Origin of the sequence: Thioalkalivibrio paradoxus ARh 1 (genome assembly GCF_000227685.2) — a bacterium.
Taxonomy (GTDB): domain Bacteria; phylum Pseudomonadota; class Gammaproteobacteria; order Ectothiorhodospirales; family Ectothiorhodospiraceae; genus Thioalkalivibrio; species Thioalkalivibrio paradoxus.
Genome location: NZ_CP007029.1, coordinates 861,809 through 877,036, shown reverse-complemented (window position 1 = coordinate 877,036; position 15,228 = coordinate 861,809). Strand labels below are relative to the sequence as shown.

At 68.4% G+C, this 15,228-nt stretch carries 17 protein-coding genes; 13 read left to right on the top strand and 4 right to left on the bottom strand.

What is annotated here, in order from left to right:
• The first annotated feature begins 62 nt into the window (after nt 1-62).
• Genes THITH_RS04020 through THITH_RS03990 form a run of 7 tightly spaced genes read left to right on the top strand, consistent with a single transcriptional unit; the run spans nt 63 to nt 5,570 of the window.
• Nucleotides 63-605: a Na+/H+ antiporter subunit E gene (locus THITH_RS04020; RefSeq protein WP_006745775.1), complete on the top strand. Its 543-nt coding sequence runs from the start codon at nt 63-65 to the stop codon at nt 603-605.
• Nucleotides 605-913, top strand: a complete 309-nt coding sequence (locus tag THITH_RS04015) for a monovalent cation/H+ antiporter complex subunit F (protein WP_025367250.1) — start codon at nt 605-607, stop codon at nt 911-913. Before THITH_RS04020 ends, THITH_RS04015 begins: the two co-directional genes overlap by 1 nt.
• A gap of 26 nt (nt 914-939) precedes the next feature.
• Nucleotides 940-1,209: a monovalent cation/H(+) antiporter subunit G gene (gene mnhG / locus THITH_RS04010; RefSeq protein ID WP_041483577.1), complete on the top strand. Its 270-nt coding sequence runs from the start codon at nt 940-942 to the stop codon at nt 1,207-1,209.
• Nucleotides 1,209-2,153, top strand: coding sequence for a hydrogenase subunit MbhD domain-containing protein (locus THITH_RS04005; protein WP_006745778.1), 945 nt, complete (start codon nt 1,209-1,211; stop codon nt 2,151-2,153). The genes mnhG and THITH_RS04005 overlap by 1 nt, the downstream gene beginning before the upstream one ends.
• Nucleotides 2,150-2,458, top strand: a complete 309-nt coding sequence (locus tag THITH_RS04000; RefSeq protein ID WP_006745779.1) for an NADH-quinone oxidoreductase subunit K — start codon at nt 2,150-2,152, stop codon at nt 2,456-2,458. Before THITH_RS04005 ends, THITH_RS04000 begins: the two co-directional genes overlap by 4 nt.
• Nucleotides 2,455-3,909 carry a complex I subunit 5 family protein gene (locus THITH_RS03995; protein ID WP_006745780.1) on the top strand — a complete coding sequence of 485 codons (1,455 nt, stop codon included), beginning with the start codon at nt 2,455-2,457 and terminating at the stop codon, nt 3,907-3,909. Before THITH_RS04000 ends, THITH_RS03995 begins: the two co-directional genes overlap by 4 nt.
• Complete coding sequence (locus THITH_RS03990; RefSeq protein WP_006745781.1) at nt 3,906-5,570, top strand: proton-conducting transporter transmembrane domain-containing protein; 1,665 nt, start codon at nt 3,906-3,908, stop codon at nt 5,568-5,570. Before THITH_RS03995 ends, THITH_RS03990 begins: the two co-directional genes overlap by 4 nt.
• Before the next feature lie 84 nt (nt 5,571-5,654).
• Here THITH_RS03990 and THITH_RS03985 read toward each other — a convergent pair whose 3' ends face one another.
• The 4 genes from THITH_RS03985 to THITH_RS03970 all read right to left on the bottom strand — a co-directional run bounded on the left by THITH_RS03985 (nt 5,655) and on the right by THITH_RS03970 (nt 8,781).
• The gene (locus THITH_RS03985) at nt 5,655-6,449 is read right to left on the bottom strand and encodes a DUF1499 domain-containing protein (protein WP_232222240.1); all 795 of its coding nucleotides are present in this window, start codon (nt 6,447-6,449) and stop codon (nt 5,655-5,657) included.
• 87 nt (nt 6,450-6,536) lie between these two features.
• A complete protein-coding gene (locus THITH_RS03980) occupies nt 6,537-7,094 on the bottom strand; it encodes a hypothetical protein (protein WP_006745783.1) in 558 nt (185 codons plus the stop codon).
• Between the two features lie 233 nt (nt 7,095-7,327).
• Nucleotides 7,328-7,900 carry a GTP cyclohydrolase I FolE gene (gene folE / locus THITH_RS03975; RefSeq protein WP_408645506.1) on the bottom strand — a complete coding sequence of 191 codons (573 nt, stop codon included), beginning with the start codon at nt 7,898-7,900 and terminating at the stop codon, nt 7,328-7,330.
• Nucleotides 7,901-7,989: 89 nt separating this feature from the next.
• Nucleotides 7,990-8,781: a DUF3429 domain-containing protein gene (locus tag THITH_RS03970; protein ID WP_051418611.1), complete on the bottom strand. Its 792-nt coding sequence runs from the start codon at nt 8,779-8,781 to the stop codon at nt 7,990-7,992.
• Between the two features lie 264 nt (nt 8,782-9,045).
• Here THITH_RS03970 and THITH_RS03965 point away from each other — a divergent pair, with 264 nt between their 5' ends.
• The 6 genes from THITH_RS03965 to trpB all read left to right on the top strand — a co-directional run bounded on the left by THITH_RS03965 (nt 9,046) and on the right by trpB (nt 15,022).
• On the top strand, nt 9,046-10,377 hold the full coding sequence (locus THITH_RS03965; protein ID WP_025367249.1) for an NAD(P)/FAD-dependent oxidoreductase: 1,332 nt from the start codon (nt 9,046-9,048) through the stop codon (nt 10,375-10,377).
• Nucleotides 10,377-11,141, top strand: coding sequence for a DUF1365 domain-containing protein (locus tag THITH_RS03960; RefSeq protein WP_006745788.1), 765 nt, complete (start codon nt 10,377-10,379; stop codon nt 11,139-11,141). Before THITH_RS03965 ends, THITH_RS03960 begins: the two co-directional genes overlap by 1 nt.
• Nucleotides 11,141-12,367, top strand: a complete 1,227-nt coding sequence (locus THITH_RS03955) for an SAM-dependent methyltransferase (protein WP_006745789.1) — start codon at nt 11,141-11,143, stop codon at nt 12,365-12,367. Before THITH_RS03960 ends, THITH_RS03955 begins: the two co-directional genes overlap by 1 nt.
• Nucleotides 12,368-12,701: 334 nt before the next feature.
• Nucleotides 12,702-13,151 carry a GNAT family N-acetyltransferase gene (locus THITH_RS03950; protein WP_006745790.1) on the top strand — a complete coding sequence of 150 codons (450 nt, stop codon included), beginning with the start codon at nt 12,702-12,704 and terminating at the stop codon, nt 13,149-13,151.
• Between the two features lie 22 nt (nt 13,152-13,173).
• Nucleotides 13,174-13,665 carry a DUF7931 domain-containing protein gene (locus tag THITH_RS03945; protein WP_006745791.1) on the top strand — a complete coding sequence of 164 codons (492 nt, stop codon included), beginning with the start codon at nt 13,174-13,176 and terminating at the stop codon, nt 13,663-13,665.
• Nucleotides 13,666-13,822: 157 nt separating this feature from the next.
• A complete protein-coding gene (gene trpB, locus THITH_RS03940) occupies nt 13,823-15,022 on the top strand; it encodes a tryptophan synthase subunit beta (RefSeq protein WP_041483574.1) in 1,200 nt (399 codons plus the stop codon).
• The last annotated feature ends 206 nt before the right edge of the window (nt 15,023-15,228 follow it).

Below are 15,228 nucleotides of genomic sequence, written 5' to 3'. Positions count from 1 at the left end.
GTGCGCCCGCAACCGCGGTTCGAGTAGAGTTGCAGCAGCGGGGAGCCGGAAATCGGACTGTGATGACCTCATCGGCGCGACAGACCATGCGGGATCGAACCGAGCGGGTGGCACGCTGGGTCCGGATGCAACGGTCCGGTGTCGGCCTGCCGCTGCGCATCGTGGCCTACGCCGGCATCTGGTGGATCATCACCGGCGGCGAAGGCGGCTGGCTCTGGGGCCTGCCCGCGGTGATCGCGGCGGCCCTGTTCAACCCGTTTCCGAGCACCGAGCGCTGGCGCTGGCATCTGCGCGGGGCGCTGCGCTTCGTTCCGGTGTTTGCGTGGCTGTCGCTGCGCAGTGCGCTGGACGTGGCGTATCGCGCGATCCACCCGCGGCGGCCACTGACCCCGGCGCTGCTCGACTTCATCTGGCACATCGAGGGTGCCCACGCCCGCGTGTTTCTCGCCAACCTGATCAATCTGATGCCCGGCACCCTGTGTGTCCGGATCACCGAGCGGGGCATGACGGTGCATATCCTCGGCGATCCCGCCCGCACGTTGGAGGGTCTCGTGCGCCTCGAAACCGTGGTCGGGCGGATGTTCCTGGCGGTGGAGGAAGAATGATGACTGAGTTCTATCCGGCGCTGGCCGTGTTGCTGCTCCTGAATATCGTGGTCGGCATGGTCCGCATTCTGCGCGGCCCGACGGCGGCCGACCGCATGCTGGCCGCGGAGATGTTCGCGACCTCGGCAGTCGTGATCGTGCTGCTGATGGCGGTCTCCAGCGGCAACCTCGCGCTGGTCGACGTCGCGCTGGTATTCGCCCTGCTGGCGGCACTCGCGTCGGTCACCTTCGTCAGCCGTGCCTGGTCCGCGATCGCCGAAACCGGGGCAGCGGCACAGTGCGCCGACCCGCCGGAGCAAGAGCCGTGAACGCCGCCGCGTGGGCCGGCGGCCTGATGGTTCTTGCCGGGATCCCGTTCTTCCTGCTCGGCACGCTGGGGCTGCTGCGCTTTCCCGACGTGTACACGCGCCTGCACGCGCTGGCCAAGGCGGACAACGTCGGACTCGGGCTGGTCTGCATCGGTCTCGGAATCCAGTCCGGAAGCGTCGCGCTGCTGCTGAAGCTGGTGCTGATCTGGGTGCTGATGCTGATCGCGTCCGCCACCGGAGCCGGCCTGATCGCACGCACCGCGCTGGCTCGCGGGCTGAAGCCCTGGGGCACCTGATGGGCGTGGCCGGCGTCGTTTTCGACGGTCTCCTCGCGCTCGCGCTGGTGTGGCTGGCCTGGCAGGCCACGCGGGCCGCCGATCTGTTCCACGCGGTGGTCAGCTTCATCGTGTTCGGGTTGCTGATGGCGCTGGCCTGGGTCCGCCTCGAAGCACCGGACATCGCGCTCGCCGAGGCCGCGATCGGGGCCGGGGCAACCGGTGCCCTGCTCCTCTCGGCGCTCGACCGGCTCGCGGGCCGCGACGAACGGCGCCGGCTGCTCTACGAGCCGGCGACCGCCTGGGGGTTCTGGATCCCGGCCGGCGGTGCGTTGCTCGGCGGACTGACCCTCGCCGCCTGGAAGCTCCCGGCCCCTGGACTGGGACACGAGGTGCTCGCGTCGCTGCCGGACTCGGGGGTCGACCATCCGGTCACCGCGGTGCTGCTGAACTTCCGGGCCCTCGATACCCTGCTGGAGATCGGGGTGCTGCTGCTTGCGGCGGTGACGATCTGGTCGCTCGGCCGCGCACCGTCGCCGCTGGTCCCGGCGATGCCGTCGCCGGCACTCCCGGCGCTCGGGCGCCTGCTGTTCCCGGTGTTCGTGCTGGTCTCGGGCTACCTGCTCTGGCGCGGCAGCCATGCACCCGGCGGCGCCTTTCCGGCGGGCGCGGTGCTCGGAGCCGGCGGGATCCTGATGCTGCTCGCGGGCGCCCGTCCCTGGATCCGCAGCAGCGAGCACGGACCGTGGCGTTGGATCCTGTCGCTCGGGCTGGCGATGATGCTCGCAGCCGGGCTCACCGGCTTGCTGTCCGGTCACGCCTTCTTCGAATACCCGCCGGGCACCGCGGGGCCGGTGATCCTGCTGCTGGAGGTGGCCGCGGGACTCTCGATCGCGCTGCTGCTGTTTGCGCTGTACCTGCGCGGCGAACCCTGCGAGCACGGGTACCGGGGGTCCGGAACGTGACCGTGTACCTGAGCCTTGCGGGCGTGCTGTTCCTGATCGGGCTGCACGGTTTCTTCACCGCCCGGAACCTGCTGCGGCGGCTGCTCGCGCTGAACGTGCTCACCACGGCGGTGTTCCTGCTGTTCGTCGTCATGGCGCGCCTCGCCGAGCCGCTGGACCCGGTGCCCCACGCCATCGTGCTGACCGGGATCGTGGTCACGGTCAGCACCACGGCGGTCGCGCTGGCGCTGGTGGTCCGGATCGCCGGTCGCGTGCGCGACGACGAGACGGATGCCGCGGCCGGACGGCGCGGGGATGCCGGGTGACCCCGGGAGCCGCGGGCACGATCGTACAGTTCAGCCTGCCGCTCGCGGCAGCCATCGTGGTCTTCATCCGGCCGCGCTGGGCGGTGCCGGTCACGTTGGCATCCGGCGTCGCATTGCTGGCGGCAGCGCTGGGCGTGGCAGGGGCGGTGCTGCAGCAGGGCGCATGGCGGCAGGCGATCGGCGGCTGGGCCGCGCCGCTCGGAATCGGCTGGACCGTGGACGGCCTGTCGGCCGCCCTGCTGCTGCTCACCGCCGCGGTCGGGCTGGCCGGGGCGGTGTTCCATGCCGCGCGTCCGGCGAGTCGCGCGCCGGTCCGTGACCCACGCTTTTTCTGGCCGCTCTGGCTGTTCCTGTGGGGCGGCCTGAACGCCCTGTTCCTCTCGGCCGACCTGTTCAACATCTATGTCGCCCTGGAACTCGTGTCGATCGCATCGGTAGGACTGATCGGGCTGGCCGGCGGCTCTGCCCAGGCCGCGGCGTGGCGCTACCTGCTCGCGACGCTGCTGGGGTCCACCATCTACCTGCTCGGCGTGGCGCTGCTGTACGGCCGCTACGCCGCGCTCGACTTCGCGCTGCTGGCCGCGAATGTCGACTCCGACCTGATCACCGCCGTCGCGGCGGCGCTGATGACCCTGGGCCTGTTGCTGAAGGCAGCAGTGTTCCCGCTCCATTTCTGGCTGCCTGCAGCCCACGGGCGCGCGCCACCGGCGGTCAGCGCGGTGCTCTCCGCCGTGGTGATCGCGGCCGCCTACTACCTGCTGGTGCGTCTCTGGTTCGGCCCGTTCGCGCCGCTGCTCGGGCGGGAAGTGGCCACACTGCTCGGGCTGCTGGGCGCCGCGGCAGTCCTCTGGGGTGGGCTGCAGGCGCTGTTGCAGCGGCACCTGAAGATGCTGATCGCCTACTCGACCGTATCCCAGCTGGGCTACGGGCTGCTGGTCTTCCCGCTCGCGGCGGCGGGAGCCACGGCTCAGGCGTGGTCCGGCGCGGTGATGCTGGTGCTGGCCCACGGCCTCGCGAAGGCCGCGCTGTTTCTCGCAGCGGGCGCGATCGTGCTGCGCCACGGGATCGGGCGGCTCCAGGCACTGGGCGGTGATCAGCAGGGCGCGGTCATCGCCTGGGTCGCGTTCGCGATCGCGAGCGCAAGCCTGATCGGCCTGCCGCCGACCGGAGGCTTCGTCGGCAAATGGTGGCTGGCGCAGGCGGCCCTGGCCACCGGAGAGTATTTCTGGCTCGCGGTGCTGATGCTGGGAACGGCCTTCACCGCCGCCTACCTGTGGCGTGCGCTGCAGGCGGCCGTTCTTCCCGGCTGGAACGTCACGGACGGCCGCTCGACCCTGTCTGCGGCACTCGGGCTGAGCGCTCTGGCGCTGGCACTGGGCGCGACTGCACTCGGGCTGGCTGCGCCGACGGTCGCGGCGCTGCTTGCCGCCGAGCTCCCGGCACTGCCATGACCGCGACACCGGACTCGGGGCTGCACACGGCATTGCTCGCCGCCACGCTGCTGGCGCCCTGGCTCGCGCTCGCGGTGCTGGCGTTCACGCGCGCCACCGGCCGGGCGTTGCTGCTGCCGCTGGCGCCAGTTGCGGCGTTGCTCGCCGCACTCGTGCTACCCGACGGCACCGCGCTGACGGCAGCGCTGCTTCCTGCCGGCCTGTCCTTCGGCATGGACGCGACTGCGCGCGTTTTCCTCCTTCCGGCGGCACTGGTCTGGACCCTTTCCGGATGGCTGGCGTGCCAGCTTCGCCCGGAGCAGGCCCGGTCACCATTGTTCGCAGCCCTTTGGCTGCTCGCGCTGGCAGGAAACCTCGCGCTGATCCTCGCACAGGATTTGCTGGCCCTGTACGCCGGGATCGCCCTGATGACCTTCGCCGCGCTCGGGCTGATCGTCTTCGAGCGCACCGCCGAGGCATTGGCCGCGGGGCGCCTGTACCTCGTGATGATGATGCTCGCGGAGGTCGCGCTGTTCGTGGCCATCGCGGCGCTGGTGACGGACGCAGGCGGGGACACGCGGTTCGACGCGGCCGCCACCCGGCTACCGGGGCCGGTGCTGGCCCTGCTGGCGCTGGCCTTCGGGCTCAAGCTCGGTGCGCTGGGCCTGCACAGCTGGCTGCCGCGCGCTCACCCGGTGGCGCCGGTCCCGGCGAGTGCCGTGCTGAGTGGCGTGATGATCAAGGCCGGCATCCTGGGGTGGCTGCGCCTGGTGCAGCCGTCCGCGGACACGATCGGCTCGGCGCTGCCGCCGCTGCTCGTCGTGCTGGGCGTCGCGGGCGCCCTCTACGCCGCGCTGCGGGGTCTGGCCTGCCGCGATCCCAAGGTCCTGCTCGGCTGGTCCAGCGTCAGCCAGATGGGTCTGCTCACGGTCCTGGCCGGGCTGGCGCTGATAACCGGCGAGCCCGCGATCGCGGCGATCTCGGTGCTTGTGATCCACCACGGGCTCGCCAAGGCAGCCCTGTTCCTTGGCGTCGGTCTGCTGGGGGCGGCCGCGGGACGACGGCGCACCGGGATCTGGATCGGCTTGTGGCTGCCGGCGCTCGCGCTTGCCGGCGCGCCCGCCACGACCGGCGTGCTCGCGAAGTCGGCACTGGACCTCGCGGTGGCCGCAACCGGGCAAGGCGCCGGTCTCACTGCGGCGCTGCACCTGACCGGCCTGGCCAGCGCCCTGTTGATGCTGCGCTTCCTGTGGCTGACCCGCGGCACGCCGGCCCCGGATACGGCGCAGGCTCCCGCCGTGGGACGCTATCCGGAACTACCCTGGCTGCTGCTGCTCGGCGCGGTATTGCTGCTGCCCTGGCTGCTGTTTCAGGGCGCCCCGGTAATGGCCGCCGCAGCGACCTTGTCCGGGCAGGCGGCGGCCGCGCTGCCTCTGGCCGTGGCGCTGCCGATCGCGGTTGCCGCATCGCGCTGGCCGGGTGCGACGCAGCGGGCGACCGGGTTACGCCGGTATCGGCCATCGTTCGGATTCCGCGCCAAGAACGTGCCCGCCGGCCGGCCGCTGGCCTTCCACCTCGCCGTTTGGGAGCGTCACCTGCATGCCTGGCGGCTGATCGGGCGGGCCGTGGTGCTGGTGACCCTCGCCCTCGGCGCGGCGATCGGGCTCGGGCTGACCCGCTGACCGGGGGACACGAGGTTCGCGTTCGGAGTCTTTGGCGGTGCTGCCGTTACGGTGGTGGCGTTACGGTGTCGGCCGCGGCGCCCGCTACTCGACTGCCTGTTGCAGGCGTTCCAGAAACGACCGGATGCGGCGAGCATTCGTCCCGGCATCGCTGCGCCCGACGCGCGATGCCGAGCGCACGTCCACCCGGCTGCCGAGTTCATCGGGCCGGATCCGTACCACCACGTCATCCCGGAACCCGTACCAGAACGTGGTGGCAACGGCCTCGATAAGACCCTCGGCAGGATCCGCGGCAACGATCTCCCAGCGCATCGATCCGGCAGTGTCGAGTGCGACCGCGAACGCGCGCTCAGGCGGCAGTTCGAGTTGCAGACTGCGGATATCCGGGTAGGCTTCCCGCTGCTGGCGCGCCACGTCCTCGCCCGGGTAGGTGGCGGGATTCGGCGCATCCGCGCGCCGCGGCAGGATCGCGACGAAAGCGGGAGGGTTCTGCGTATCGGTGGTGATGTCGTGAATCGGCGGCACCTCGCGCGCTTTCTCCAAGGCCTGCCAGGGGATGTAGACGGCAGCGAGACCGAGCACCAGGGCCCCGGCCCGCCAGCCTGCGCCGCGCCTGCGCAGGCCGGGTACCAGCATATGGACCACCGTCAAGGCCAGCGCGGCCAGCCCGAGGTACACCGACCAGCGCATCATCAGGAAACCGGTCGGGAACTCCCACAGGCCAAGGCGCGTGCCTGGACCCGAGACCAGCAGCAACAATACTGCCGCCAGGGCGACCAGAAAGGCGATCCGCGACCCGGCCATCAGCGCGACCCGCCAGAACGCTGCGCCCCGCGTAACGCGGTTCGCGCCCGCCACCGGAGCGATGGACACCGGCACGGACCAGCTGCCCCACCGAACCCGATCGAGCCCCCAAGCCTCGGGCTCAAGGGACGCCGTTGCAGGGCACCCTGTATCCGCATGCGCTCAGCGCATTGGCGGATACATGGGCTGGTGGTAATCGGGGCTCTCCAGCGGACGCTCCTGCTGCCGGCGCTCGAGTTCCTCGATCCGCTGCTCCAGCGCGCGAATGCGCTGCTGGGCGGCGTCGTCGGCCCAGGGATCACGGTATTCTCCCGGCAGCCCCATGCCCGGATCGCCATAGAGTCCCGGGTAACCGAATCCGGGGTCCATTCCGCGGTAGTCGTGTGGCAGCCCCGCCGGCGGAGTGCCATATCCGTAGGGCGATACGCCTTCCATCGGCAGACCCGGTTGACCGTAGGGCTGGTAGAGCCCCGGCTGACCGTAGGGCCGGTATCCTCCTGGCTGACCGTACGGCTGGTGGCCATAGGGTTGAGCATAGGGCTGGCCGTAGCCGGGTCCGCCATAGGGGTCGCCATAACCATAGTCGCGGTCCTGGCCACTGAACCAGCGGCCTGGGCTCATCATGTCGCCGAAGTTGATCGCCTGCGCAGGCGCCATCACGGCCATACCAAGAATCGCAAGGACCAGCATCCCGCTGCGCCTGAATGTCCTGTTGTCCATCACCAGTCTCCGAGGGTGTGTGGAGGCCCGGGAGGCGACCTGCCGCCCGAGCCCGGGAGCCGAGGCGGTTCCCAACCTACTCGTAGCACCCGCGGGTGTTGGGGTCAATCATTGTGCACGCACCCCGACACCCGAAGCGGCGACAAGAACCATCGCGGTTCGACAGGATCCTCGCATTCCACCCGCCGCAACCGCTCCGACCAGGCAACGGAATCCCCGCGGCCCGCGGGGATTCAGCGCCGGATCAGGTCGAGGAACTCCTCGCGAGTGCGCTGATCGTCGCGGAACGCGCCGAGCATCACCGAAGTGGCCATCGAGGAATTCTGTTTCTCGACCCCGCGCATGGTCATGCACATGTGCTTGGCGTCGATCACCACCCCGACACCGCGGGCGTCGGTCACCTGCATCAGCGCCTCGGCGATCTGCCGGGTCAGGTTTTCCTGGATCTGGAGGCGGGCCGCGAACATATCGACGATGCGGGCGATTTTCGACAGGCCGATCACCCGTCCGTTGGGCAGGTAGGCGACGTGGGCCTTGCCGATGATCGGCAGTACGTGATGCTCGCACAGGGAATAAAGCTCGATATCCTTCAGCAGCACCATCTCGTCGTTCTCGGAGGTGAACAACGCATTGTTCACGATCTCGTCGAGATTCTGGTGATACCCGCGGGTCAGGTATTTCATCGCCTTCACCGCGCGAGCGGGTGTATCGAGCAGTCCCTCGCGCTCGACATCCTCACCCAGCCCGCGCAGGAGCTGTCGATAGTGCTCGGAAAGGGTCTCCACGCTGGCCAGCGGAACGGTCATTGGCTCGGTCTCGTTTTGTTCGATCTTAATCGGTCGGGATACGGCAGTCATCACAATCTCCTTGTCACCGCCAGGCATGGGGGCAGACATCAGGGCAGAACCAGGCTGGCAATTGCGCCAGATGATAGGGAAAGCATCGCACCCAAGGTCAAATACCCTCGCAGCACGAGATAACCGGAGGCCGATGCGCGCCGAATCAGGCTCACCCGGTCAACCATGAACGCCAGCGCGAACATCGGCACCAGTGCGGCCACGGAGAGCGGCGCCGGCAGCAGTAGAGCCGCCCAGCCGGTAACGGCCGGCAGCACTGCCCAGGCCGGGGCGGCAAGACCCGCCACGCGATGGTTCCGGTCCGCCAGATACAGCCCCCAGTGCACCGCTCCGAGGAAGGCGAGGATCACCGCGCCGTACAGCGCGAGCGCGTTCAGCGCGAAATCCTGCCACGTGGGTGACCCAAGCCAGGACGCAGCACCGAAGAACAGGAACGGGATCAGACCGGCGTAGCCGAGAGACGCCAGCAGCGATGGCGGCGCCCCGCCATCGAGCGGCCGGCGTCCCGCCCGCAGATAGCGACGCAGTTCGGGCAGCCCACCGATGACACCGTCCCGGGCAACGAACATCGGCAGCATGTGAAATCCGGAGGCCTGTTGCAGCGCGTGAAAGCGGGCACGATTGGCGGCGGAACCCATCCCCCACTCGATCCTCTGCCAGCGCCCCGGACGTAGACGATCGAGCAACTCGGCGGCCTCGCGCAGGTCGGTGATCCCCGAGGTGATCGCGATGACCTCGTGGCGCTCCAGCGCCGCGGCGACGTCTTCGGGCCAGCCCGTCACTGCAGCACCGCATCGACGTTGGCGCGTGGGCGACGTTCCGTCGCCCATACCCGCGTGCCCGACGATGCCAGCACCCAGCCCCGATGCCGCCCCCATAACCGCAGGGGGTCCAGGCCCACCGGCGGGTGCATTCTCGAGTCGAGGGATTCCGCGCACCGATCAAGCCGGGTCGGGGACATTCCCCCGACCACGATGGCAAGGACTGGAGCCCCGAATGGCAACGTCGTCATGAACCATCTCCTGCAGAGATTTACAATGATTGTACAAGTACTGTATAACTATGTCCACAATCCGACCGCAACGGGGGACCACATGGGCAGGCAACGCATCGCAGTCATCGGCGCCGGCATTTCCGGACTGGCCACCGCTTGGCTGCTACACCCGCGTTTCGAGGTCCGACTGTTCGAAAAAGCGCCCGTGCCGGGTGGCCATGCGCACACGGTGACCGTGCCAACCCCTGGCGGCCCGCTCGCGATCGATACCGGCTTCGTCGTGTACAACCAGCGCAACTACCCGTTGCTGACGCGGCTTTTCGCGCACCTTGAGGTGCCCACCCAGCCCACCGATATGTCCTTTGCCTACTCGTTGCAGCCCGGGGGCATCGAGTACGCCGGTACCGACCTGAACACCCTGTTCGCACAGCGGCGGAATCTGTTGCGACCCCGCTTCCTGCGAATGATCACCGACATCCTGCGCTTCAACCGGCTCGGCAGGCAGCTGCTCGCGGAGCACCGCACCAGCGGGATCACGCTCGGGCAGTTCCTCGACCAGCACCGCTTCGGCGCCGGCTTCACCGACGATTACCTGTTGCCAATGGCGGCGGCGATCTGGTCCTGCCCGACCGCCACGATGCGCGCGTTCCCAGCGCTCGGATTTCTCGAGTTCTTCCGCAACCACGGACTGCTCGACATCGATGGCCGGCCGCAATGGCGTACCGTGGTGGGCGGCAGCCGCAGCTACGTCAACCGGCTCGTCGGGCAGCTGCCCCCGGGCACGCTTCGACACCAGGCAGTTGCCGCGGTACGGCGCATGGCGGGCGGCTGGCAGGTGAACACTGATGCGGGAAGCGAACGCTTCGCTGCCGTGGTCTTTGCCTGTCACGCGGACGATGCGCTGTCCCTGCTGACCCACCCGAGACCGGAGCAGGCTTCCGTACTTGCGGCGTGCCGCTTCCAGGACAACCGGGCGGTCCTGCATACTGATGCCCGTCTGATGCCGCGCTCGAAACGGGTCTGGTCGTCCTGGAACTACCTGACGAACCGGCAGGGCGCCGACGAGCAGCGCGTTTCGGTGTCGTATTACATGAACCGGCTACACCGGCTGGACCAGCCCCGCGATTACATCATCAGCCTGAATCCCTGGCGCGAGCCGGACCCTGCCAGCGTGCTGGGCGAATTCCAGTGGCGCCATCCGATCATGGATTCGGCGGCGATCGCTGCCCAGCGCCGTCTCCCGGCCATACAGGGCCAGGACGGCCTGTACCTGGCCGGTGCCTGGACCGGCTTCGGCTTTCATGAGGACGGCATCCGCTCGGCCGTGTCGGTCGCACGGCACCTGGGGGTGAACGCACCGTGGAACTCCGGGCAGGAAGCGATCCCGGTTCCGGCGACCGATCCGATCACCGGGGTTGCCCGGGCCGCGTGATGTCAGCACCCGCACATATCTACCACTGCCAGGTGATGCACCAGCGCTTGTTCCCGGTCGCCTACCGCTTCCGCTACCGGCTGTTCACGATGCTGTTCGACATCGACCGGCTCGAGGCGCTGGCGCAAGACCATCGCTGGTTCTCGAAGGACCGGTTCAACCTGTTCAGCCTGTACACGCGCGACCACGGACGCCGCGATGGAAGTCCGTGGCGGCCCTGGATCGAGGCCGTCCTCGCCAGGCACGCGATCCGGCTCGAGGGAGGCCGAATCCGGCTGCTGGCGATGCCGCGGATTCTTGGCCACGCGTTCAACCCGCTGAGTATCTGGTACTGCGAGCATCGCGACGGCACAGCACGCGCGGCACTGCTCGAGGTCCGCAACACTTTCGGCGAGCACCATCACTATCTGCTGCACAACGATGGTGCCCCACTGACCTGGCCGGTTCGGGGCGAGAAACCCAAGCGCTTCCATGTCTCGCCGTTCATCGGCATGCAGGCGCGCTACGCTTTCCGGCTGCAGGTGCCGGCAGAGAGTCTTGGCATCGCGATCCGGGAGTACGAACACCAGGACCTGCTGCTCGTGGCGAGCCAGTCCGGCCGGCGCCAGGAGTTCACCGACCGCGCCCTGCTCCGGATCCTGTTCACCATGCCTTGGGCAACCGCCAGGATCCTGCTGCTGATCCACTGGCAGGCTCTGAAGATCTGGCTGCGCGGCGGTCGCTTCCATCGCAAACCCGGGCCCCCGACACAGGAGATCAGCTGATGTCCCACGATCCCGTCCCCTCCACCGCTCTCGCGACCGCCGGGCAGCGCTCGCCGGCGCTGCCGTTACGCTGGCTGGCCCGGGCACTGGCCGGCATCGACCGCGGTGAGATCCTGCTGATCGACACCGCCGGAAATCGGCTGAGCCTGCGCGGGCACGCGCCGGGTGTTGCTGCCACCTGGCGCTTGCGCCACCCGTGGCGCGCGCTGTTCCGCGTCCTGAACCGGGGCGAAATCGGCTTCGCCGAGGGCTATATTGCGGGCGACTGGGACAGCCCCGACCTGCAATCCCTGCTGCGGTTCACGATGGACAACGAGCGCGCGCTGACCGATCTGGCCGAACGCCCCGCGTGGCAGCGGCATCTGGACCGCTTCCGCCATCGGCTGCGCCGCAACAGCCGCCGCGGAAGCCGCGCCAATATCCGTTTTCACTACGATCTCGGCAACGAGTTTTACCGCCAATGGCTCGACTCGACGATGTCCTACTCGTCGGCATTATTCAGCAAGGGCGACGAAGCCCTCGAAACCGCACAGCAGCGCAAGTACCAGCGATTGCTCGATCGACTCGACGCGGAGCCCGGCGCGCATATTCTGGAGATCGGCTGCGGCTGGGGTGGCTTCGCCGAGGCCTCGGCGCGCCGAGGCTACCGGGTCACCGGTATCACTCTTTCACAGGAACAGCTCGACTATGCCCGCGAGCGCATCGCACGCGCCGGCCTGTCGGAGCGTGTCGAACTGCGGCTGCAGGACTACCGCGAGCTCTCGGGACAGTACGACCACGTCGTATCCATCGAGATGTTCGAGGCGGTAGGCGAAGAATGGTGGGCCACGTACTTCGACCGGCTGCGCGAATGTCTGCGTCCTGGCGGTCGTGCCGCGCTCCAGGTCATCACCATCGACGAACGGGCATTCGCCCGCTACCGCGCCAGCGCCGACTTCATCCAGCTGTACGTCTTTCCCGGGGGCATGCTGCCCCCGGTCCGCCGGTTCAATGCCCTCGCCGGCTCGGCCGGCCTCGTGCAGCGGGAACAGGACTTCTTTGGCGCGGACTACGCGCTGACGCTGCACCGCTGGTTCGAGGAAGTCAGGCGTTCCTCCGATGTCATTCGCGCGCTGGGGTACGACGACCGCTTCCTGCGGATGTGGCGCTACTACCTCGCCTACTGCGAGACCGGTTTCCGGACCGGCCGTGTGGACCTGATGCAGACCATCCTGCAGCGGCCATAGTCAAAACGCCTCCGGTCGGCGCGCGACGGGCGGGCAACCGGCGCGACCATGCGCACCGCCTGCCGGTGCTGGATTCGGGCGCGACTAGGCACCGCCGGGCCGTTCACCGACAATGCGCCGCTCAGTGCGGAGTTCGGTCGTCACCGCGCCGTAGCACCCAGTCCGTAGACTGGCGCTCCTCGCCAGGTCGGACACGAATGCCTGCAGCGTCCGGCGGCAGGCACTACACTCGTGGCAAGAACCGCTGAAAAGGAGTGCTCCGATCGTCCCACGGTCCCAAGTAACACGCGGCAGCGACGCGCACGACTGCCGCCCCGCCAAGGAAAGACAGGTAATGAGCCGAATCCGGATCCGCGAGGCCAGTTGGCCCGCTGACAGAGAGGCCCTGGAGGCCGTCCGTTGCGAGGTGTTCATCAAGGAGCAGAACGTTCCGCGCACACTCGAGTTCGACGGGCTGGACGCGACCGCACTGCACTGGTTGGCCCTCGCTGAGGACGACAAGCCCGTGGGCACGCTGCGCCTGCTGCCCAGCGGCCAGATCGGGCGCATGGCCGTGCTGCCCGCCTACCGAGGCCGGAAGATCGGATCGCGGCTGCTCCATCACGCCATCGCGGCCGCGGAGGCGCACGGCTGGCACGAAGTCTGGCTGAACGCCCAGCATACGCGGCGCAGCTTCTATGCGCCCCATGGATTCATCGTGATCAGCGATGTGTTCGAAGACGCCGGCATCCCGCACCAACGCATGCTCAGACGGTTGCACCGCAGCATGGCCATGGCGAGCTAGAGCCCGGGGAGCCGGCGTTCCATTGACCGGGGAAGCCAGCCAGGACCGGGACAACGGCCTCGAACGGGCCGCCGGCGAAATGCGTGAACTGCTGGACTCCGCGCGCAGGAGGATCTGGCTGCAGACCCGCTCGCAACTCTTGTGCGCCCTGCCTCCGATCGACATCGCCGAGGCCCTGTCCCGGGTTGCCCGGCGCAGCCGGTATGCAGACCTCCGGCTGCTGATCGACGACGCCCTCGCCTTGAAGGAAGGCCAGCCGCAACTGGCGCGCGCCGTGATGCGCCTGACTACGGCCGTCGAGGTGCGCTGCTTTCAACCCGAGGAAGACACACCGGCCAGCCTGCTGCTGATCGTCGACCAGCATGCGTGGCTGTACCTGGTCCAGCACCAGGGCCACGTCGGGCTGAAGTCCATGCACGACGACCCGCCAGGCGCGCGAATCGCCGCCGATCGCTTCGACGAAAGCTGGATCTTCGGCACCGAGGCGCTGGAACTGCGCAATCTGATGATCTGACGACCGACTGGGCTACAATCCCCGCGGAACCCGCGATCCCAACGCCTTGGGCCGGAAAAGTCCGGCCTCGAGGCGCTTGACGGATCCCAGGCCACACCCCCGATCCAGGCCCGTACAGGTTGAACCAATGAACTCGACACCCGACCGCGTTTCGCCCATCGGAGCGATACAAGCATTGCCCGATACGGGCGGCTTTTTCGGACCCTACGGCGGTCAGGCCGTCCCGCCGCAGCTGAAGGCGATCATGGACTCCATCGCGGACGCCTACATGGCGATCCGCGAGACCGAGGCCTACCAGCAGGAACTGGCCGAGTTGCACACCCACTACGTCGGCCGGCCGAGCCCGATCTACCACGCCCGCCGCCTGAGCGCTCACGCCGGTGGCCAGGCCGAGATCTACCTGAAACGCGAAGACCTGAACCACACCGGTGCGCACAAGATCAACCATGCGCTCGGCGAGGCGCTGCTGGCCAAGCACATGGGCAAGACCCGGGTGATTGCCGAAACCGGTGCTGGCCAGCACGGCGTGGCGATGGCCACGGCCTGCGCGCTGGCGGGCATTCCCTGCGAAATCCACATGGGCGCGGTCGACATCGCCAAGGAACACCCGAACGTCACCAAGATGAAGATCCTCGGCGCCCGGATCGTGCAGGTCGACAGCGGCACCCGGACCCTGAAGGATGCGGTCGACAGCGCGTTCGACGCCTACCTGAAGGATCCGCAGAACTATTTCTATGCGATCGGTTCGGTGGTCGGTCCTCACCCGTTCCCGATGATGGTCCGCGATTTCCAGGCCATCGTGGGCCGCGAGGCGCGCCAGCAGTTCGCGGCGATGACCGGCGCGCTCCCGGACTACGTGGTGGCCTGCGTCGGCGGAGGCTCGAACGCGATGGGCATCTTCTCCGGCTTCATCGACGAACCCTCGGTGCGCCTGGTCGGTGTGGAGCCGTCGGGCCGTAGCCTGGCGGTCGGCGACCATGCAGCCACGCTCAGCCTCGGCAAGCCGGGCACGATGCACGGCTTCCATTCCTACATGCTGCAGGACGAGAACGGACAGCCCCAGCCCGTGCACTCGATCGCATCCGGGCTCGATTATCCGTCGGTTGGACCTGAGCATGCGTACCTGAAGGATACCGGCCGCGCCGAATACCATGCCGTGGACGACCGCGCCTGCCTGGACGCCTTCATGGATCTATCCCGCTTCGAGGGCATCATCCCGGCACTGGAATCGGCGCATGCGCTCGCCTGGGTACTGCAGCAGGCACGGAACGCGGACCGCCGGGTGCGCTATCTGATCAACCTTTCCGGCCGGGGCGACAAGGATGCTGACTTCGTTGCCGAGACCCTCGGGCTCTAGCGAACCGGTTCGAATCGATTGGCAACCTCCTGACCCCGGGAGTGCCTTCGAACGGCGCGGGATCCCGCCTCCTGCCCCGAAAATGGTGTAAAAAGGGATCCGATGGTGCGGATTGGCCTTGACCGGCCAACCACGGGCTCGACAGCCCTTTCCGGGATGGGGCCCGAAACGACGCGGCGACCCGCGGTGTACCTCGCGCCTGAAGG